At 65.0% G+C, this 20,061-nt stretch carries 23 protein-coding genes; 4 read left to right on the top strand and 19 right to left on the bottom strand.

What is annotated here, in order from left to right:
• Positions 1 to 246 precede the first annotated feature (246 nt).
• From VFG40_RS11765 to VFG40_RS11735, 7 genes are all read right to left on the bottom strand, one after another.
• The gene (locus tag VFG40_RS11765) at positions 247 to 489 is read right to left on the bottom strand and encodes a DUF378 domain-containing protein (RefSeq protein WP_324897635.1); all 243 of its coding nucleotides are present in this window, start codon (positions 487 to 489) and stop codon (positions 247 to 249) included.
• A 329-nt stretch (positions 490 to 818) separates the two neighbouring features.
• Positions 819 to 1,442, bottom strand: a complete 624-nt coding sequence (locus tag VFG40_RS11760; RefSeq protein WP_324897633.1) for a DsrE family protein — start codon at positions 1,440 to 1,442, stop codon at positions 819 to 821.
• A 40-nt stretch (positions 1,443 to 1,482) separates the two neighbouring features.
• A complete protein-coding gene (locus VFG40_RS11755; protein ID WP_324897631.1) occupies positions 1,483 to 2,433 on the bottom strand; it encodes a c-type cytochrome in 951 nt (316 codons plus the stop codon).
• Positions 2,430 to 3,248: a c-type cytochrome gene (locus VFG40_RS11750; RefSeq protein ID WP_324897629.1), complete on the bottom strand. Its 819-nt coding sequence runs from the start codon at positions 3,246 to 3,248 to the stop codon at positions 2,430 to 2,432. Before VFG40_RS11750 ends, VFG40_RS11755 begins: the two co-directional genes overlap by 4 nt.
• Before the next feature lie 21 nt (positions 3,249 to 3,269).
• A complete protein-coding gene (locus tag VFG40_RS11745) occupies positions 3,270 to 4,088 on the bottom strand; it encodes a ZIP family metal transporter (RefSeq protein ID WP_324897628.1) in 819 nt (272 codons plus the stop codon).
• A 263-nt stretch (positions 4,089 to 4,351) separates the two neighbouring features.
• Positions 4,352 to 4,612, bottom strand: a complete 261-nt coding sequence (locus VFG40_RS11740) for a hypothetical protein (protein WP_324897626.1) — start codon at positions 4,610 to 4,612, stop codon at positions 4,352 to 4,354.
• 188 nt (positions 4,613 to 4,800) lie between these two features.
• On the bottom strand, positions 4,801 to 5,409 hold the full coding sequence (locus tag VFG40_RS11735; RefSeq protein ID WP_324897623.1) for a CGNR zinc finger domain-containing protein: 609 nt from the start codon (positions 5,407 to 5,409) through the stop codon (positions 4,801 to 4,803).
• A gap of 94 nt (positions 5,410 to 5,503) precedes the next feature.
• On the opposite strand from VFG40_RS11735, the gene VFG40_RS11730 reads away from it, so the two are divergent.
• The 4 genes from VFG40_RS11730 to VFG40_RS11715 all read left to right on the top strand — a co-directional run bounded on the left by VFG40_RS11730 (position 5,504) and on the right by VFG40_RS11715 (position 8,594).
• Positions 5,504 to 6,853: a glycoside hydrolase family 2 gene (locus VFG40_RS11730; RefSeq protein WP_324897621.1), complete on the top strand. Its 1,350-nt coding sequence runs from the start codon at positions 5,504 to 5,506 to the stop codon at positions 6,851 to 6,853.
• 249 nt (positions 6,854 to 7,102) lie between these two features.
• A complete protein-coding gene (locus VFG40_RS11725) occupies positions 7,103 to 7,348 on the top strand; it encodes a hypothetical protein (RefSeq protein WP_324897619.1) in 246 nt (81 codons plus the stop codon).
• Between the two features lie 133 nt (positions 7,349 to 7,481).
• On the top strand, positions 7,482 to 7,892 hold the full coding sequence (locus VFG40_RS11720; RefSeq protein ID WP_324897617.1) for a host attachment family protein: 411 nt from the start codon (positions 7,482 to 7,484) through the stop codon (positions 7,890 to 7,892).
• 189 nt (positions 7,893 to 8,081) lie between these two features.
• Positions 8,082 to 8,594, top strand: coding sequence for a hemerythrin domain-containing protein (locus VFG40_RS11715; RefSeq protein ID WP_324897615.1), 513 nt, complete (start codon positions 8,082 to 8,084; stop codon positions 8,592 to 8,594).
• A 115-nt stretch (positions 8,595 to 8,709) separates the two neighbouring features.
• Here VFG40_RS11715 and VFG40_RS11710 read toward each other — a convergent pair whose 3' ends face one another.
• The 12 genes from VFG40_RS11710 to VFG40_RS11655 form a co-directional block, all read right to left on the bottom strand.
• Complete coding sequence (locus tag VFG40_RS11710; RefSeq protein WP_324897613.1) at positions 8,710 to 9,555, bottom strand: DUF1206 domain-containing protein; 846 nt, start codon at positions 9,553 to 9,555, stop codon at positions 8,710 to 8,712.
• A gap of 348 nt (positions 9,556 to 9,903) precedes the next feature.
• A complete protein-coding gene (locus tag VFG40_RS11705; RefSeq protein WP_324897611.1) occupies positions 9,904 to 10,092 on the bottom strand; it encodes a CsbD family protein in 189 nt (62 codons plus the stop codon).
• Positions 10,093 to 10,266: 174 nt separating this feature from the next.
• A complete protein-coding gene (locus VFG40_RS11700; RefSeq protein WP_324897609.1) occupies positions 10,267 to 10,482 on the bottom strand; it encodes a hypothetical protein in 216 nt (71 codons plus the stop codon).
• Between the two features lie 253 nt (positions 10,483 to 10,735).
• Positions 10,736 to 11,176 carry a hypothetical protein gene (locus VFG40_RS11695; RefSeq protein ID WP_324897607.1) on the bottom strand — a complete coding sequence of 147 codons (441 nt, stop codon included), beginning with the start codon at positions 11,174 to 11,176 and terminating at the stop codon, positions 10,736 to 10,738.
• A gap of 160 nt (positions 11,177 to 11,336) precedes the next feature.
• A complete protein-coding gene (locus tag VFG40_RS11690; RefSeq protein WP_324897605.1) occupies positions 11,337 to 11,885 on the bottom strand; it encodes a VOC family protein in 549 nt (182 codons plus the stop codon).
• A gap of 62 nt (positions 11,886 to 11,947) precedes the next feature.
• Positions 11,948 to 12,418 carry a hypothetical protein gene (locus tag VFG40_RS11685; protein WP_324897603.1) on the bottom strand — a complete coding sequence of 157 codons (471 nt, stop codon included), beginning with the start codon at positions 12,416 to 12,418 and terminating at the stop codon, positions 11,948 to 11,950.
• A 324-nt stretch (positions 12,419 to 12,742) separates the two neighbouring features.
• Positions 12,743 to 13,627, bottom strand: coding sequence for a tetratricopeptide repeat protein (locus VFG40_RS11680; protein WP_324897601.1), 885 nt, complete (start codon positions 13,625 to 13,627; stop codon positions 12,743 to 12,745).
• Positions 13,628 to 13,855: 228 nt separating this feature from the next.
• Positions 13,856 to 14,782, bottom strand: a complete 927-nt coding sequence (locus tag VFG40_RS11675) for an anti-phage phospholipase (protein WP_324897599.1) — start codon at positions 14,780 to 14,782, stop codon at positions 13,856 to 13,858.
• A 329-nt stretch (positions 14,783 to 15,111) separates the two neighbouring features.
• The gene (locus tag VFG40_RS11670; protein WP_324897597.1) at positions 15,112 to 16,143 is read right to left on the bottom strand and encodes a nucleotidyltransferase-like protein; all 1,032 of its coding nucleotides are present in this window, start codon (positions 16,141 to 16,143) and stop codon (positions 15,112 to 15,114) included.
• Positions 16,144 to 16,261: 118 nt separating this feature from the next.
• The gene (locus VFG40_RS11665) at positions 16,262 to 17,032 is read right to left on the bottom strand and encodes a TSCPD domain-containing protein (protein ID WP_324897595.1); all 771 of its coding nucleotides are present in this window, start codon (positions 17,030 to 17,032) and stop codon (positions 16,262 to 16,264) included.
• A 238-nt stretch (positions 17,033 to 17,270) separates the two neighbouring features.
• Positions 17,271 to 17,936 (bottom strand): hypothetical protein, encoded by a 666-nt coding sequence (locus VFG40_RS11660; protein ID WP_324897593.1) that lies wholly within the window; start codon positions 17,934 to 17,936, stop codon positions 17,271 to 17,273.
• A 105-nt stretch (positions 17,937 to 18,041) separates the two neighbouring features.
• Positions 18,042 to 20,061: adenosylcobalamin-dependent ribonucleoside-diphosphate reductase (locus tag VFG40_RS11655; RefSeq protein ID WP_324897592.1), on the bottom strand; the 2,020-nt coding region annotated here is incomplete at its 5' end.

Here is a 20,061-nt window from a genome sequence, read left to right as displayed (position 1 = left end):
GGCGCGTCCGGCGCACCCTCGCGATCGGTCACCATCGTACGAAAGAGGCCATTGGCATCGGGTCAACCTCGGTTCAAGACAGTGTCCAAGCGGACGCTTGCGCGGCCATGACCGCTGCGAACGCTCGCCCGATCCAGTGCGAGAAACAGCCTCGCGCTGCGCGGCACCTCTCGCCGAGGCGCAGGGACGGCGCGGCTCAAGCCATAGCGCCGGGCATCGCCATGAATGCACCGGCGCGGGTGGCCTTTACGAGCGGTACGAGGTCGTGCGGCCGGCTTCGGCGCGCGGTTCATCGGTGCGGCTGGCACCGATCAGCGGCACGATCTGCCACAGCGCGGACAGCCCGACCAACACGTAGATGATGCGGCTCAGCACGGAGCCGGCACCGAATATGGCAGCCACCAAGTTGAAATCGGCCAGACCGATCAGGCCCCAGTTGATGCCGCCAATAATCACCAGAACCAGCGTTATGAGATTGAGCGCTTTCATGGATTGCCTCCGGCCGGCGATCCCGGATATCCCCCGTTTGTGCGGGAGTCTCCTGATCTCCCGTCAACCGCGGGCGAAGCGGGAGCGAAATCGCGTTGGCACGTTGCCCTCACCGCGCCACGCGGGCGGCAACCGCTGCAGGCCGGTGCATCGGCCGTTTCCGCCGGACGGTCGGGCCTGTGCGGGATGACGGCGCACCCCGGGCTGCACGCCCCAAGGCTGCAAGATGAGCCGCTTCGAGCACCCGTTGGCGGGCAGCACGGTGAGCCCAACGCGACATGGCGCGCACGGGACGCCGCCGCGCCAGCCGCAGCGGCGCCACCAAGGCCTCAGTGCGCCTCGGTCGGAACGGCGCCGTAGCCGGCGGCCTGCAGCTCTTCGCGCGCCGTCAGCGCAGACAGGGCGAGCTGCGCGCCCGCGTGCAGGTTCGCCGGCGTAAGTTGCTGGTGCCCGAGCGCCTGGCCGCACACCTCCATCTTCACGCCCGCGCGGCGCAGCTGGGTCAGCAACTCGGCATTGGGGTTGTCGTGATGGAATCGCTCGCGATAGGCCTCATCGGACAGCGCCAGCCCGACGCCCGTGCCGTAGAACAGGATGACCATGCGCACGTTGCTGGACGGCACCCCGGCCAACGCGTACAGATTGAGGATCTTCGCCGCCGTGTTGAGCCGCGCGTTGACATCGCCGTGATCGGCGTCGTCGTTCTCGACGTCCACGTAAAGCTTGTGCACTGCCGTGGGCGACGGCATCGCGGCGCCGGCATCCACCGGCAGCACGCCGCCGGCGCCGTGGATGCGCGGGAACACCAGCCGCGGATCGGGACCGCGGCTATGCAGTACGAACGCGGCCGCGAAGCCGCACAGCACGATGGCAACGGCCAGACCAAACCAGGCCAACCGGCGCCACTGCATTGAATGGGTGCGACCGGCAGTTGCCGATACGGGTTGATCCATAAAGCGTCTCCTTGGGTTCGATCGCTGCGGCGCCGCCCGGTTACTGCGGCGGCCTGGCCGGCGGCGCGCCGAGCAGGTGCCCGTTCACACGCGTGCCGTACAGCGACATGGGCGTGTCGTGATAAGCCTTGCGGGTGGCGGCGACGTCGCCGGTGAAGCGCGGGTCCTGCGGGCGCTCGTGCGAGTTCATGTACATCGCCACGTCCCAGGCATCCTGGTCACTGAGCATGCCGCCGCGGCTGAGCGGCATGTTCGCCTTGATGAAGCCCGCCGCATTGTTGAGCTGGTGCATGCCAGCGCCCCAGTTGAACGAGTCGCTGCCCCACAGCGGGGGAAACACGTAGCGCCCCGCCACCGCCTGCCCCTGCCCGTCGTCGCCGTGGCAGAGCGCGCAGTACTTCCCGAAAACGGCCTTGCCGCGGGCGTAATCCGGGGCCTTGGCCGGATCGTCCAGTTTCAGATAACCGGCACCGGGCAGTTCCCGGCCGATCGGCGCACCTTGCGCCAGCCACCAGGAATAAGCCTCCAGCGCAATCATCTCCGGCGCGTCCAGCGGCGGCGCCTTGCCGTTCATGCTGTACATGAAGCAGCCCTGCACGCGCTCGCCATAGGTGTTCACGCGGTGGTTTTTCTTGCGGTACTGCGGGTACATGCCGTAGGCGCCCCACAGCGGCGCGGAGTGCGCCAGCCTTCCGGCATCGAGGTGGCAGTTGGCGCAACTCAATCCGTTGCCGACGTAGGTACTGGCGTACTGCGGCGTGTGCATGAACACGTCACGTCCGCGGCGAACGAGATCGCCAAGCGGCCCCTCGGGGATAGCCGACTCCGGCGGCGGCGCAAAGGCGGCGGACGGCGCGGCCGATGCTGCAGGAACGGCGGGCGCAACGGTGTCTTGCTGCGACGCGCGCGCCGGCAGCGACGCCACAACCCAGCCGCCGACCAGCAGGGCGAGCAGGCAGACGCCGCTGCCAAGCCATGTCTTCATGTTCATGGTGCCTGCTCCTTGATCCCGACCGGCTGCGCGGCGAACCAGCGCGACACCGCCGCGATGTCCGCGTCGCTCAACGCGGCCGTCAGATGCTGCATCAGCTCGAGTGGATCGTTGCGCCGCGTGCCTGCTTTCCACGCCTGCAGCTGGGCCTGCAGATAGGCGGCAGGCTGACCGGCCAGCGCTGGAAAATGCGCGCCGACGCCCACGCCGCCGGGCCCGTGGCACTGCTCGCAGGCAGGCACCTGCTGCGACCAGCGTCCGCGCGTGGCCAGCTCCGCCCCAGCGCCCTCGTCCGCCGCCTTTGCGGCAGCCGCTGGCACATGCGCAGGCATGGCGGCGTAGTACACCGCCACGGCGCGCTGCTCGGCCGGCGAGAGCGCCCGCGCGATCGGCATCATGACCGGGTTTTCCCGCGTGCCGCCGGCGAAATCCGCCAGCTGCTTGGCCAGATAGTCCGGATCAAGACCCGCCAGTCGGGGGTAGCCCGCGCCCGCGGCGCCGGCACCGTCGCCGCCATGGCACGCCCGGCAGGCGACGGCCCCGCGGCCATTGCCCTGCTGCGCGATCTGCCGCGCGTCCACTTCTCCTGCCGCGGCACTCGCGTTCGCTGCCAGCATTACGCCGGCGAGCCACCACGGCATCGCACGCATCATCCCCGTCATTGTTGTCGACCCCGCCCGCATTGGCCCATGTTGCCGACGCGATGTGAATACGCCGGGGGTGCGATTGTTAATGCCGACAGCGTGAAATCGGTGTCGCAGCGACGGCGACGCCAGCGCCGCATACGGGCTGGCGCGCGGCTTGCGCCCTGCCACGGGCTGGCGAATATGAGGGTCTCACCCGCCGAACTTGCTCAACACGAACGCGGCCAGGAACCCCACCACGGTGACCAGACCCGCCAGATCGTGGGTTTCTTCGAAGGCCTCGGGAATCATCGTGTCCGCCAGCATCGCCAGGATTGCGCCGGCCGCCGTGGCGGTAGTGGCCGCCACCACCTCGGGCGAGAAGTGCTGGAACACGCTGTAGCCCACCAGCGCGGCGATGCCGGAGATCACCGTGATGCCGCCCCACACGCCGGCGATATACGCCAGCGAACGTCCCGCCTGCTTCATGCCCGCCGCGCTGGAAAGCCCTTCGGGAATGTTGGACATGAAGATCGCCGCCACCGCCACCACACTCACCGCGCCGCCCTGCAACATGCTCAGCCCGATCACGATCGACTCGGGGATGCCGTCCAGCAGCGCACCCACGGCGATCGCGATGCCGCTGTTGCTGTGCGCGCTCGGCTGCTGCTTGCCCGAGCGCTTGCGATGCTTGGCACCCTTGCGCGACAGGTAGGCGTTGATCGCCGAATAGACGACCGCGCCGGAAAGGAAGCCGATCGCGGTGGAGTCGAACCCGCCGCGTCGGTAGGCGTCTTCCATCAGCTCGAACGAGAGCGCCGAAATCAGTACGCCGCTGCCGAACGCCATGATCCCGGCGATCAGCCGCTTCGGCACGTTGACGAAGTAGCCGATGGCGGCACCGATCAGCAATGCCCCGCCGGCCAGCAATCCCCACAGCGTCGCCTGCAACCACACCGGCATGTTGGTCTCCTCCGTCAGCAATCCGATGGCAATCAGGGCGCCGCTGCCCGTGAGGACCGGGCGGCGCACGTCGGCTGCCGAGTGTCGGGGCGCGGGGGTGGCCGCTGCGTGACATGCCCGTGCAGGGCGGCAGAGCGGGCGTCGCCACGCCGCACCGGCCGGGAGCAACGGCGAGGCTCAATCGGGCGCTCCCGGCGCGTCCCCGGTCCCGGTACAGAGGTCTCGGCACACGACGAGGTAGCGCGCGTGCAGACGCGCGCTCGTGGGTGTGCGATCAGCGCAGATCTGATGACACCACCCGGACTTCGCCGCCGCTGCACGGTGCAGCGGCGTTACCGCTGTACCGGACGGCCGGGCTGATCGGCGCTCCTGGACGCCTGCTCCCTGACCGCAAGCACCCGCGCCTGCTCGACCTTCTTCAACGCATCGCGCGCCTCCCTGATCACCTCGTGCGCCAGGTTCTGGCTGGTGTGGTGGCGCTTCGCGTCGATCGCGGCATCCAGCCGCTGCTGGGCTGCGCGGATCGCCTTGTCGATGCGGTACAGCGGATCGTGCGGGTGGCTGGTCAATGGCGGATCGTAGCTTCGGGTCATGGCGCTTCTTCGTTATCTGGCCGGCACCATAGCGGGCCTGCCCGGTCGGCGCGCGCGTATCGCCGCTGGGTGGCGCTGCGGGCAAGGCATGCATGCGCAGCACGGTGTCGCTGGATGACCGGGGCGCCCCGGTCGGTTGATGCCCCGCCGGCGAAGGCGCAGGAGCAACGGCAGGCGCACCGACCCTCTCAACCTCGCCGGTAGCGCTGCATCTTTTCGGCTGTTCCGCAGGTCTCCATGGCGCACCAACGGCGACGACCGTTCTTGCTGACATCGAGGAACAGCCATCCGCACGAGGTGGTGTTCGCGCAGCGGCGCAGCCGTGACGGGGCCGGATCGCCAAGCAGGTCCAGCGCATCCAGCGCGATGCGCTGCAGCGCGCGCTGCGGGTCGCTCTTGCCGGTGCGCCAATGCATCTTGCCGTCGATGCCCAGGGTCTGGTTGGTCCATGCCTGGTGCAGCCAGTGATCGAGCCCGCGTACTGCGTCCGGGCGCGGCGCTCGCTCGTCGATCCGCGCCGCAAACAGTTCATGCAGGTGCCCGCGCAAGGCCGCCACCTCCTCCATCAACGCGGCCCGCCGGGGCGCTGCCCGGGGCTCGGAAACCCCGTCTGCGGGCAGCAGCGCGCCGGCGCGCCCGCTCCACGCGATGAACCGCTTCGGGTCTCCCAGGTAATCCTCCTGCTCCGCGGCGTAGCGGTCGTGGATCGTGTTGACGAAGTCCAGGCACAAGCGCCCGCCGTCCAGCCGCACGGCGTCAACCGGCCGCGGAATTACCGGCGAGTGTGCGTGCGACATGAGCTTCGGGGTGTTGTTTCGAGCCAAGATGATTACCGTCTAAGCGATGTTGAATGGTAGCCTCCTGCCGGACATCAACCAGGGGAGCCTCCGCATGATGCACCAGTCCCACGCCCGTCCGGCAGCGACGTTCGACAACACGCAGCGCAGGCTCACGTTGGGCATCTGCGTTGTGGCGCTGCTCACGACGGTGCTCATGACCGTGGTCATCGCCATCGGGGGCCGCCCCGATCCCGCACCGCAGCGCGCCGCTTCCGTTCTGCTCGATGGCGCCTGGCGTTTCCAGGCCGGCGACGACCCGCGCTGGGCCGCGCCCGGATGGGACGACAGCCGGTGGGAGACCATCGACCTGACCGCTCCGCCGGGGAGCCATGACGGCGATGTCGGGCTGCCGGATTACGTTGGCGGTTGGATGGCTCACGGCCATCCGGACCTTCACGGCTACGCCTGGTACCGGCGCGCGGTGACGGTGCCCGCCAAACACGCATCGTGGGACCTGCTGGGCCCCACGCTCGTCGAGGACGGCTACGAGCTGTACTGGAACGGCCAGCTGCTCGGCGGTTCCGGCCGGCTCGGCGTCCATCCGCGCCTGGTCGGCACACGGCCCCTGCAGTTCGCCTTGCCGGACGATGCAGCCGGTCATCGTGGCGTGCTCGCCATCCGCACGTACATGCTTCCAGGCGACGCCAGCGCCGAAGGTGGCGGGCTGCATGCCGCGCCGATCCTCTCGCCGCGGCCTGCGAGCGACACCCTGCACCGTGCACAGTGGCAGCGGACCGTCGCCGGATACATCCTCGACGCGGTTGAACCGGCCGCCATGCTGGCGGTGGCGGGCCTGGCACTGGTGCTGGGCTCGCGCAGCCGCCGCCGGGGCTTCGTGCTGTGGGCCGTGGTCGCACTTGCGCTCACGGCAGCGAGGCGGCTGAACAACGCCATCGTTTCATGGACCGACGTGCAGAGCCTGAGCACCTATGTGTGGCTGGCAGCGGTGATGTGGGTGCCGATCATGACGACCTGGGTGCTGGCGTGGAACCGCTGGTGCCAGCCCGCGTGGCGCAGCATCGATGCCATGGCGCTCGCACTGGGCCTCGCCGGCGTCGCCGGCGCCCTGGCCGATCGGGCGGTATGGACGGACATCAGCCGCTGGGGCTCGCTGGCCCTGTTCGTGGCGATCGTGGCGCGTATCGTGCGCCAAGGACCCATGCGTCTGCTGGCACTGGTCACGCTGGCGTCAGTCCTGGCAACGCTGTTCGGCTTCGCGCTGCTCGATCCGTGGGGCGTCCCCGGAATCTGGTTTCCGTTTCACATCGGCGTGGCCCGGACCCAGTACATCTACGCCGTCAGCGTCCCGCTGGTGGCGGTGCTGATCGTGCGGACGCTCAGCACAGGGAGCCCCGGGATCGACGCCGCGGCAATACCGGAACGGGCACGAGCCCTCCGCTGATCGTGGTCAGGCCGCTCGGGACCGACGGCGAAGGCGGGCGCGCGGCGGGTTCACAGGCACCTTGACCCTAGCCATTCCGCAGCTGGTGCGGCGGCACATCGCGTCCGCGTTTTGCCCGCCGGTGCCGTCACCGACGTGCCGCATGATGCGCTTGCCTCGAGCCCCCCCACGTTCCGCCTGCGCGCTGCTTTCACGTGCAGCGGGCGCAACCTTGCGCTCTTCATGCCCCTGCCGTCGGGAAGGTGCCCCATGCTGCAGCTCAACCCACCCCTTCCGTTGTGCACGCCCAAGGGCGAAGGCTTTGCCCACGTGCTGATCGACTACGGCCCGGAGTCCGATCTTTACTGGACCGTTTTCATCACCGCCACGGGCGAAATCTGGACCTTTGCCAACCGCGAGGTGCGTGCCAGCAAGAACATCACGCTGGGCCGGACGCACCCGCAGGTGCCGCGCGACGAGCACAGCAGCGCAGTGCCGATGCGCTCCAACCGCTGAGGGTGCCGAGGGTCGCCGGGGCTGGCCGCCGGCCGCCTCGCCCCGCGCTGGCGAGTTCATCACGCCCCGCCCGCTAGTGTCGGCTTGTTGGCGCGATAGCTCGTTGCGCCACGTCGACTCGAAGGAGAAGCAGATGCACAAGATTCCAGCCGACGCGTGGATCGTCGTCGCCGACGGCACCCATGCCCGCCTGTTCCAGAACGTGGGCAAGCAGAACCACCTGCAGTTGAAGCAATCGGACCTGATCGAGCCGGACATGGACGACGAACAGGGTCAGGGGCCGTCGGGCCAGCGTCCACCCGAGGCGACGCCAGACCAGACCGAGGAGGCGACGTTTGCCAAGCAGCTCGCCAACCGCCTCAACGCCGCCGCATTGAAGCACCAGTACGAGCACCTGTTCCTGGTGGCCGACCCCACCACGCTGGGCGAGATGCGCCCGCAGCTGCACGTGGAGACCAGCAAGCGGCTGTGCGGGGAGCTGGCCAAGACGCTCACCAACACGCCGCTGGAAGAGATCGAGAAGATCCTGCAGGCGCAGGACTAGTCCCAGCGGCGACGGCCGACGCGGCCCAAACGAGCCGGGCGGCGTCGGCAGGGTCGGCGCAATCCGCCCGATCCCTCTCCCTTTTTTCCGCCCCGGTGCGCAGCCGAACCTGCACCCGGCCATCCGCCACGAGCGCGGTTTCGCCGTCTTGCACCGCCGCCCCCAACCCATGCAGGAGGTTCCATTTCCATGGATATCACACGCTTGATCCTCGATGACCACGCCGAGCAGCGGCGTCGCTTTGCACTGCTGGAGCAGATCGACCCGGACAACGCCGACGCCCTGTCCGCTCTGTGGCAGCGCCTGGCGACATTCCTCGAAGTGCACGCCCTGGCCGAGGAGAAATTCTTCTACCCGGCGCTGCTCAAGCTGGGCCAGGGCGCCGGCGAAAAACCCGACGCGGCGGCCGAGACCGACGATGCGATCGGCGACCACAACGACATCCGCGACGCCGTCGCCGATGTCGCCAAACACCGCGTGGGCTCACCAGACTGGTACAAGGCAGTAGCCGCCGCCAACCGGGCCAACAGCGACCACATGGGCGAGGAAGAGCGCGAGGCGCTGACCGACTTCCGCCGACACGCCGCGCTGGAACTGCGGCATGCGCTGGCGGTGGATTTCCTCACCTTCGAAGCCCGTCACTACGCGGGTGTCGAATCCACCAACAAGGATCCGGAGCAGTACATCGCCGCTCACCAGTGAGCGCCGCGGCGCGGTGCAGGCCGCCATCCGTCCACGGATGCCTCGCAAGAGCCGGCCCCAGATGCAGCTGCCTGCCCGCCGCGCCACGCACATCGTGCCCTGGCCAGGAGAAGCGCTAGTCGTCACCCTTTTCCCCGACCCGCATGTCGCGATAGCGCGCACGCGCCATCTCCGCCAGTCCGAAGCCGATCAACCCGATTGCCACGATCCCCAGCAACCACGGTCCGTAGGGTTGACGGCGCAGCGACTGCAGCGCCCCGGAAATCCCGGTGACTTCGCTGGGGTCGTGCTGCCAGGCGGCGTGGAGCAGAAACGCGCCGATCAGCCCGAACAGCGCGCCACGCGCAAAATACCCGAGCGCCAGCAGCGTGAGGATCGGTCGGCGCAGCGGCGTGTGGGCCAGCTCCATCCGCGTCTGCTGCTGCGGTCGGCAAGCGGCGACCCACTGCGCCAGTGCGAAACCCACGATGCCAACTCCGATGCCCGCCAGCAGCCAGCGTCCACCGGGAAGCCGCAGGGCGGTCGCCGCGAGTTGGCGCTGGGTATGTCCATCGTCTTGCGCGCGGCCTGCTTCTAGGATCTGCCAGGCCGCCATGCCGACCAGCACGCAGTGCAGCGCGGCACTCCACAAATGATGGAAGCGTAGCGCGATGCGCTTCCACTCCCAGCGATGCTCCCGGCACTCCGGATCGATCACCGCCAGCACCAGCTGCCAGAACACGTACGCGCACAGCCCCAGTGCCAGCAATCCCAACAGGACTCGGCCCATCGGCATGTGGGCAAGCTGTGACATGGCGCCGGCAGAGCCCTTCGGGCGCTGCGACGGATCGAACGCGCCTGCGAGCGCGAGCCCTCCGATCAACACATAGATCGCGCCCTCCGCCACGATGCCCACGCGCGCACCCCAGCGCAGCCAGGGCGCCGCCTCGGCGCGCGCTTGCAACGAGGTGTCGTCAGTCATGGGCGTCAGCACCTTGTGGTGAGAGGCCGGCCGGGGCAGCCGCAGCGTTCGGGGCCGCGGTCTAGCGGACAGGCGACATGAGCGGCTCGGTCCGCTGTCGCATGTCGCATACCGGCTCGAGCCGGGGTTTCGGCTGGCAATGGGTTCGCCTGCTCATGGCAGGAGACAGCCCGGAGGCGCGGGCGGGCAAATGAAGCGGCGCAGCGGGGGGCTGACGCGGCGCGTACGGCATGGCGGCTCGCGCAGATCACAGCCACACCTGATGCCAGTCCGCCGCTATCACGGCAAATGCAAACGGCCGGATCCAAGGGACCCGGCCGTGGGTGCGTGTGCATCACTTCAGTGGCCTCAGTGATGCTTGCGGGAGTCCTCGCGCACGTGGTCGGCGGCCTTGCCGGCCTCCTTCTGAACCTTTCCGGCGTTCTTCTCGATGTTTCCGCCCAGCTCCTTCGAGCGGTCGCCAGTCACCTTGCCGGTCGCCTCTTTCACTGCGCCCTTGACCTCGTGCTTCGTACCTTCGGTGCGGTTCTTGTCCATGACGCTACCTCTCATCGTTGTTCGGGGTGGGGTGCCGCGATTGCGGCACGACCGTTGTAGGCGCCGGGGCGTTCGACCCTCGTGAAGTTTCTCGTGCGAACGAAGCACGTTCGGCGCAGGCGTGGCGAGCTGTTCATCAACGAGGCGACGGCTGCACCTGTGCGCCCCCACCCGTTATGGTTCCAGGCGCAGCTCCTGAATGAAGAAGGTCGGGTTGAACGCGACGATATAGAGCAGGGCCGAACGCACCGTGGTCCGCCAGCCGATGATCACTGGCGACGGGCTCTCCGGCGGTCGCTCGGTCATCGTCCTGACCAGCCAAAGCAACAGCGGCGCGACCGGGACCGTGCATGCCGCTACCGAAAGGAGCCAAACGCCGCCACTGGCCATGGTGCACATCCCCGTCGAACAAGCCACCACGCGGAGTTGCGGCAGCCGCCGATACACGTGTGACCTGTGACCGGACGCGCTTCCAGGTCATTGGATCTCCAGCTTGTACAAGTCGGACCTGGCCCCTGTTTCGGCTTCCTCACCAGGTCGCGCCCTTCCCCACGCTTCGCCCACCGGACCCGCTGGACAAGCGGCTGAACTTGATCAGCCACGCCTCCAAATTACTCGCGCCCGGGAAGCGCACCTGATCCGGTCAGCCGTTGATTCCCGGGCAGCGATCCATTGACTTGGTGCAGCCCGTGCCCGGCCAATCGCCCCGATGCCAACAGAACTCGTTGCTGCCGCGAAGTATCAGATCCCACGTCACTGGCTTGCCAGCAGCATCCATCCGGCTTTCCCCCTCCAGCGCCAGGCGGAGACCATTGGGGAGATCACGAAGGACCGCGTAGGTAACTTCGCGGCGCGCGGCACGCGTGCCATGTTCGTCCGTGGGAGTGAGCGAGAGCATCATCTGCTTCCGATCCGCGCTGAAGCGTATTTTCTGAGGTGACACGGTGCAGTCACTGGTTCCCTCCCAGCCCCATGCGCCAGGGAGCGCCGCGTACGGGTCAACCGGCGCGAAGCTATCCAGCCATCGATCCCCTGCGGAAAGCAGGGAGATGGCTATGAGCAATAGCTTCATGATGGGCGTCATGTCCGTCCCTCGATTTGGCGTCAATGTTGACTAGATGAACTTGGCCGAGGTATCGGCGACCCACCCCGGCCCGGTCCTTCAAAGGCGCGACAAACTTGCTCAATTGGTCACGTCCCGAGAAAAGTGCACTCTGACCCCAGTTTTTCACCCCTGTTTTTCGCTAGTCGCAGTTGGATCCTTTCTTCACGAAGACGCCATGGCAAGGCGCCTTGTCATAGTAAACGTGGAGCGGGATGTATTTTTTGCTCCCCGGCTGCATGACGAACACGTTGAACACCATGAATTCCTGGTAGCTGTAAGGAACTGCGGCCCCCGCCGGCCACTCGAACTTCAGCTCGCATCCGTCGTTATCCAGCCTGAAGACCGCCTGTCTGATACGGCCGCTTGCGCTGACCTTGATCTCGGACTCCCCGACAAACGAGACATCGGCGTTACCCCGATCGCCGCAGGTCTTGTCTGAGACAACAACCAGCGGCCCCCACTGCATGCCGATCGGTGAAGTGACCAACCACAAACGCCGATAAGGGAGATCGACCATCGACACTGCTGCGGGACTGTTCGCCAGGCACCACCCGTCCATCACGATCGAGCAAGTGACTGTCGGTGCCGAAGGCAATGCGTTGTGCCGAGACGCGTGACGCGCGCCTGTAGCCGCCACCGAGGTGAGTACCAACACAGCTCCCGCAGTCGCACAGATGCCTCTCTTCATGCTCATGCCTCCCTTCTTTACTGCGCCCGTTGTAGCCATGGGAACTACAGCCACGAAAGCATCTACCCATGGATGAATCTGTATTCGTAAACACGGACATGGGTAAGGGCACCCAGTCGAACAGGGCCCGGCCCCTCATAGTGGGCATCAAACACGCCGGAAACGCGGACCGGGCTGTGCCCGCCATTGATGTCGCCCTCGAATCCGGGATCGATATCCAGCTCTCCCAAAAGCTCGATGCCCTCGCCCGAGATGTTCGACTCATAGCTCGCGCGCGAGGGAAAGATCACGTAGCGATCAAACGTGTGGACCACGTAGCCCGTGATCTCAACCCGCCTCTGGTGATAGAGCTCCGGCCGGGCAATCAGCCTGTAGAGCGACACCAGACAGAGGCCGACCTGTCCCCCCGGAGGAGGCCTGCACTGGGTATCGAACCGGCCATCGGAGGTTTTTTCCGTTGCGCATGCCGCCAAGGCGATCAAGGCGACCAAAGCCGGAAGCATCATCCACTGGCGAACGCTGCTAGATGTCATGCGACCCTCCCTCGGGAATGCGGACGCGGCCAATCAAGCCTTGCAAGGGCCCGACTCGCCGGAGACAGCTGTCTTTAATTAGCCACGCCCCCTTTAATTAACAAGCTTGCTTAATTGGCCACGTCCCGAGAAAAGTGCACTCTGACCCCTGTTTTTTTCGCTCTGACCCCTGTTTTTTCGAACGCGAGCACAGCTGCGTAGCGCGCGCGGCCGGCGTAGGGCCAGGGGTAAGTCCGCTGCCGGTCCATTGAGCCAAGGAAAGAGGGTCAGGTTCACTTCTTGACTCCGAGTAAGTGAACCTGACCCCGCATCTGGCTCCGCCCCCTACTTCCCCGCCAAGGTGAGCTGTCCCAGAACCAGCCCATCAATGGTGCTGCATGCTTCAACTAGCGCATCGATTTGCGAGCGATCCACGGCTGCCAGGCCAATGCTTCGCTCGACCTGCCACGTCGGCTCGGGCAAGTGGTCATGGGTGTCGTGCGGGATACCTTCGCTGCATTGCCGGCACAGACTGCGGACGTCCGCCGTCCAGTCCTCCATGGTGATGCCCACATCATTGGCCACCCGCTCCAGCGAGGCTACCCGATCGGCGGTCGAAGCGCGAAGCTCCAGAACGTAGGTGCACGAGCCGGACGACTCGAACAGCTCAAGCACATTGAACACGGGGTACTCGCGACCGTCGACGACGCGGGCACCTGCCGCCGCGCCGTCGTGCAGTACCACGTCGCCAAGACGAAAACCCGATTCCGGGAAGGGAATACTGATGATCCTCGCGCGTACGGGATCGATGCGCTGCGCCCAGACGACCTCGCCACTGCCTTCCGGGTGGAGGCGAACCGGCGTCATCCCCAGATCCATCGTGATCGGCCCCTCACCGCCCGGCACGTCCAGCCCGTTGTCTCTCCACGCGCGGCGTGCCACCGACCAGCGACGCAATGCTGTCGCCGCGATGGCGAGGTTCCAGCGGCTGGCTTCATCCCCAGGCGAAAGCTCATACGCCCTGGCATTGGACGCGAAGGACTGCTCCCACTCGCCCCGGTACTTGTGGATCAACCCCATGTTGTAGAACGCGCCGGCATAGCCCGGATCGAGCACCACACACTTCGCGTAGAGCGCGAGTGCCGCATCCTCGTCTCCCGCCCGCGAGCAAGCTTGAGCCTGTCGATGCAGCCGATCTGCGCGGTAACGGTTGAAAAGTGCAACGACCACGCCTTCCCCCTTGGCTAGGACATGGATCGGAATCAACTTTGCGAAAAGTGCGCTCCGACCCTGAGGCTCCCGAATTAAGTGAACCTGACCCCGTTATTCGTTGTACGGCGAACCGCTGTCATTGAGCACATTTTGGATTGTCTCGTATGTCCGGGCCGACTGAACTATTGCCCCTTGGTGCGACCAGGTTTCAAGCTGTGATTCCGGAATTGGCATTCCGCCCCCCTTTTAGAGAAGAAAAGCCTGAAGCGTCTGCTCGTGCTCGGCAAACGACTGTGCCCCACGCTGCGTGAGGACATTCAGTTTCTGCAAATCATGCTCGAAAAGGTCCGTCGCCATCGCTGGCTCTGAGAACGACTGGCTAATGCGGACCGTCTGAATATGCTTGTACAGGATGACCCGAAGTTGATCCATCGACTGGGTATTGATCTCAAGCGTTTTTTGCAGAAGCTGAACGCCGGGCGTCTTCTGTTTCCAGTAATCCACAGTCCACCAGTTCACCGGCGGGGGCGGATAGTTTCCACACCCAAGGCTTACGACGCGGATGTTTTCTGCGGGAACTCCAAGAGCGACCGTCGCATCAGCGATCGCGTACAGCGTTGGATTGTTTGCGCAGAAACCTCCATCAATTAGCTCAATGCTATCTCCGCTTGAGGTAGTGACAGTCTTGCGGTTGAAGTATGGATAGGCCGAGCACGATGCCTGAACTGCGTCGCCGACCTTCACTCCGAACCCTGGCACGAATGATCCTTTCATGCCGTGCGCCTGCCCAATATGCGTCTTGAAAATCATCGGCTTCTCAAGGACCCATTTGGTGGTCACGATGCCTACGCTCGTCTTGACGTCAGCAAACATGGCGTCGCCAAAGATAGCTTCCGACAGGTCAGCGAGTGCCGCAGACCTGCAAGCTGCGCTCTTGTTCTCCATGACTGTTGGCACGTGCTTCTGATACAGCGCGATAATCTCCGGAACGCTTTTTCCCAAAGCAAGCATCGCCGTGATGATCGAGCCAGTACTTGTGCCGAAGATCAGATCGAAGCGCTCGTGGAGAGGGCAACTAATCATCGCCTCGATCTCGCGCAAGATTCCCAAGGTGTAAAAGCCCTTGGCCCCCCCGCCATCGAGAGTAAGCACACGAAACAATTTCTCAGGCATGCGCATCTCCCCCTGTTTTCCTCATGTTGCGATTCGCGCTAACAAGCGTCGACGTGAAGGTACCTAAGTGTTTGCATTCACGATATGCGGTGCGCCAGGCCACAACTTAACGTTTGAAAGAACCGACCTGCGCGGCATTTCGCGCGGAAAAGGAGCTCTGACCGTTAGTTGCGAGGCGGGCGCGCGGCAAGGCCCTCTGGAGCAGCTAGGCGCCATTCGGCGTGTCCGTTGAGCGGAACCTAACCGGCTACGCTCTGTGACGAGCAAGCGATTTGTCGCTCGAAGCGGTGACGTGCGGCTGCAGCGTCCGCCGAGGGGAAAACGCATTTCTAGTAAACAACTCGGGCTTCCTCGAGCTTGCGGAAAGACCTCGACAGCCCGCGTTTGATATCGTCCATCAGACCCGCGACCTCCCTGTAAAGTTGATGGAGGCCCGTCGTAGACGCCCCATCGGCCCCAAAGATTCGTCGCATCCCGTTCGGAACCTCCAGCCTTTCGCGCAGCGCGTTGTCACTCGCCAGCTGTAGCAGCCAGGTTTGGCACGCTTCTACTAGACGCAGTTCGAACCCATGCGGCACAGAAAGCAGATGGTCCGGCATGGCATATCCAATCGCAGCAATGTCGTAGCTGGATATCTTCACTTCAGTTTCTGCGTCGTAACGGAGCGATTTTAAGAGCCGAATTACTTTTCGAAGAGAACCATTTAAATTCTGATCCCGAGTCGCGACCCGGTTGTTATGGAGGAATGGCTTGTTCTCAATCCGAGACCCGGTACGCGAGTCGAAAATTTTCACTCCGCGGTTATCCGGCAGCGCCAGTTGTTGATACTCCACGGTGTCCCACCAATTCCCGATGACGACATCGACCTTTCGGCGTAGGGAGCCTCCAGTAAGGCTTATCGCTTTGCCTGGAGCGTCGTCGACGTTGGCTTCCGGAAAGACCTTCCTGAGCACCGTGGTGGCGTCCAATCGAAGGGACTTGAGGTCTGCAAAGACATCCCCCTGGTAAGGACCGGCAGGAACCCCCGGACGTTCCACCGTCGAAAACGCTGAATGTAGCGTCAGAAGATCGATGTCACTATGGGCCTTGATATGTGTGTCATTAGTTACTGAGCCTTGATAGGCGAACTCCGCACTAGTACTTAAACCCTTATCGAGCTGATTTTTGACCCTATCACCTTCAACAAAACAGTTCTTGGTGTAGTCTGGATCGATCGGTTGCATGGCTCCAATCGCGTACTTGATAGCGTCGTCGTCGGCCACCCGGGCGAAGGCTTCCATAGCTACAGCTTGGTCCCAAGTCTTCCCCTTGATACTAGGGTCAACGCGGCGAACCTGCAGCCTTTCCAAGCGACTACTCATGCAACGTCCTCCTGAGTAAGACAGCCCAGGGTTAAAGCGTTTGGTATTTTCCGGCAGGTCGACGTTTTCATCGTTTCCCCCATAGATAAAGAGCGGCCAGTTGGCCGCCCCTATTAACTCACCCGCACTTCGAATACCCACAGTTCAAACACGTCTGGCACCCGTCCATCAGCACCAGCGCCTGGGTGTTGCACTTGGCGCACAAGGTGGCGCCGGGCGGGAAGCCGTTGGTGCTAGAAGCATCGCCACCCTCACCCCGGCCCTCTCCCGCCCCGGCGGGAGAGGGAGTCGCAGTCTGCGGCGCGCTCGCTTTTTCGTAGGCCGCACGCTTCTCCGCAATCAACTTGCGCGTCGACTCATCCATCTCCAGGTCGACGATGAGGCCGATGTTCTTCATGTGCTGCTCGATCACCGCACCGATCTCCGCGACGATGCTGGGCATGTAGACGCCGCCGGACTTGAAGTAGCCGCCGCGGGGGTCGAACACGGCCTTCATCTCCTCGGCCAGGAAGGTGACGTCGCCGCCCTTGCGGAACACGGCGGAGATGATGCGGGTGAGCGCCACGATCCACTGGAAGTGGTCCATGTTCTTGGAGTTGATGAAGATCTCGAACGGGCGGCGCAGCTCGTGCGGGGTGCCCTGGTTGAGCACGATGTCGTTGATGGTGACGTACAGCGCGTGCTCGAACAGCGGCGACTTGATCTTGAAGGTGGAGCCGACCAGCGTCTCGGGGCGCTCGACGCTCTCGTGCATCTGGATGACTTCGGCCTGCTTGGGCTCGGGCTTGGCGGCCTTGGGCGTCGCAGCGGGAGCGGCGACCGGCGCGGCCTTGTCTTCGGGCTTGACGACGGCGTAGCCCTTGATTTTCTTTTCGATCTTGATCGCCATGGTGTGTCTCGTTTTGTCTGGGGCGCGTCGGAAGCGGCCGGTTGGTTCGTTTGCCTGCGAATGCGGGAAGCCACTCGGGTCGTGGAAGACCAAATGGACTCCCGCTTTCGCGGGAATGACGGCGGGGCGAGGCCGGTGAGCGGCGGGAGGCGGGGCCTCGGCATATGCGCGCATCACGAGGCGTGCGCCGGGGGAAAAAACAGCCGGCCCGGCGAGCCGGGCCGGCTGCGTTGACGACTTACTTCTTGCGGGCGGCCTTCTTGGCGACGGGCTTGCTCGCCTTCGCCACCTTCACGCTCGCCTTCTTGCTGGCAGTGGACCTCTTGGCTGCCTTGGGGGCGGCCTTTTTCACGGCGGCCTTCTTGGCCGTCTTCTTGGGCGCGGCTTTGCTTGCCGTCTTTTTGCTGCTGACCTTCTTTACCGCCTTCTTGGCAGCGGCCTTTTTCGGCGCGGCCTTCTTGGCGACTTTCTTTGCGGCGGCCTTCTTCGGGGCGGCCTTCTTGGATGCCGCCTTCTTGGGGGCGGCCTTCTTCACTGCGGCCTTCTTGGCGACTTTCTTTGCAGCGGCCTTCTTCGGCGCAGCCTTCTTGGCCGCGGCTTTTTTCGGTGCCGCCTTCTTGGTGGCAGCCTTTTTCGCCGTCTTCTTGGCGGCGGCCTTCTTCGGGGCGGCCTTCTTCACGGCAGCCTTCTTGGCGGTTTTCTTGGCCGCGGCTTTCTTCGGTGCCGCGGGTGCGGCAGCGGCGGGTGCAGCCTTCTTGGCAGCGGCCTTCTTGGCCGGCTTCTTGCGCGCCGGTGCCTTCTTCGGTGCGGCGGGCGTCACGGCCGGCGCACCCGGCTCGGACACGGGCGGCGTATCGGCCGCCGGCGGTACCACGGGATCGTTCATTTCGGTATCGATGGACATGCTGGGGTTCCCCTCCGACTGTTATTGGTGCTTGCCGTGCGCCCGCAGCGGTCAGCCGCCGCGGGCAAGACTAGAACTCTCTGTTGCCGGCCCTCTTCCGGGGGCTCAGAACTTGCCGTAATAGCCTTCCTTCAAGGCATCGAAGAGGTTGGCGGCGGTGTGCATTTCACCGTCGTATTCCACCTGCTCGTTGCCCTTCAGTTCGACAACGCTACCGTCTTCCAATTCGAAGCGGTAGAGGGTGTTCTCAAGGTCGGTTTCCTTCACCAGCACGCCCTGGAATGCGGCGGGGTTGAAGCGGAACGTGGTGCAGCCCTTGAGGCCCTGTTTGTACGCGTAGGTGTAGATGTCCTTGAAGTCTTCGTAGGGGTAGTCGGTGGGCACGTTGGCGGTCTTGGAAATGGACGAGTCGATCCATTTCTGCGACGCGGCCTGGATGTCCACGTGCTCCTTCGGGCTGATGTCGTCGGCGGCCACGAAGTAGTCGGGCAGCTTGGCGTCGGCCTCGGTGGCGTAGGGCATGGCCTTGCCGTTGATCAGCTCGCGGTAGGCGAGTAGCTCGTAGCTGTACACCTCCACCTTTTCCTTGGACTTCTTGCCCTCACGGATCACGTTGCGCGAGTAGTGATGGGCAAAGCTGGGCTCGATGCCGTTGGAGGCATTGTTGGCCAGCGACAGCGAGATCGTGCCGGTGGGCGCGATCGAGCTGTGGTGGGTGAAGCGCGCGCCGACCTCGGCCAGTTCGTCGACCAGTTCCGGCGCGACCCCGGCGACGCGCTGCATGTAGCGCGAGTAGCGCGCGTGCAGGGTCTTGCCCTCGATCTGCTGGCCCAGCTTCCAGCCGTCGCGGACCATTTCCGGGCGCAGGCGCAGCATCGCGGCGGTGACCTCGAAGCGCTCGTCCATGATCGGCGCGGGGCCTTTTTCCTTCGCCAGCGCCAGGCCCATCTCCCAGCCGGCGACGGCCATCTCGCGGGCGATGCGCTCGGTGAACTCGCACGACGCCTTCGAGCCGTACTTCATCTGCAGCATCGTCACCGTGCTGCCCAGGCCGAGGAAGCCCATGCCATGGCGGCGCTTGCGCATGATCTCGTCGCGCTGCTGCTGCAACGGCAGGCCGTTGACCTCGACCACGTTGTCGAGCATGCGGGTGAACACGCGCACGACTTCCTTGTATTCCTCCCAGTCGAACGTCGCCTCGCTGGTGAAGGGCTTATGCACGAACTTGGTGAGGTTGACCGAGCCGAGCAGGCAGGCGCCGTACGGCGGCAGCGGCTGCTCGCCACAGGGATTGGTCGCGCGGATGTTCTCGCACCACCAGTTGTTGTTCATCTCGTTGACGCGGTCGATCAGGATGAAGCCCGGCTCGGCGTAGTCGTACGTCGAGACCATGATCATGTCCCACAGGTGCCGCGCGCGGATGTGGCCGTAGATGCGGCAGGCGACCAGGCCGTCGTCGCGGCTGACGTAGTTCTTGTGGGTCGGCCACTCGCGCCAGACGACGCTGGTGGCATCGGCGAGGTCGAGGTCGGCGGCTTCCTTGATGTTGATCGGGAACACCATGGGCCAGTCGCCATCGTGCGCGACCGCCTCCATGAAGCCATCGGTGATCAGCAGCGAGAGGTTGAACTGGCGCAGGCGCCCATCCTCGCGCTTGGCGCGGATGAAATCCTTCACGTCCGGATGCGAGACGTCGAACGTGCCCATCTGCGCACCGCGGCGGCCACCGGCCGAGGACACGGTGAAACACATCTTGTCGTAGATATCCATGAACGACATCGGCCCCGACGTGTACGCGCCGGCGCCGGCGACGAACGCGCCGCGCGGACGCAGGGTCGAGAACTCGTAGCCGATGCCACAGCCGGCCTTCAGCGTCAGGCCCGCTTCGTGGACCTTGTCGAGGATGCCGTCCATCGAATCCTCGATGGTGCCGCTGACGGTGCAGTTGATCGTGCTGGTCGCGGGCTTGTGCTCGAGCGCGCCGGCGTTGCTGGTGATGCGGCCGGCGGGGATCGCCCCGCGGCGCAGCGCCCAGACGAAGCGCTCGTTCCAGTACTTCTGCAGCTCCAGCGTCGGCTCGGCATCGGACAGCGCCTTGGCCACGCGCTGGTAGGTGCCATCGATG

Source organism: Dyella sp., assembly GCF_035685805.1.
Classification (GTDB): Bacteria; Pseudomonadota; Gammaproteobacteria; order Xanthomonadales; family Rhodanobacteraceae; genus Dyella_A.
This window is presented reverse-complemented; position numbering and strand designations above follow the sequence as displayed.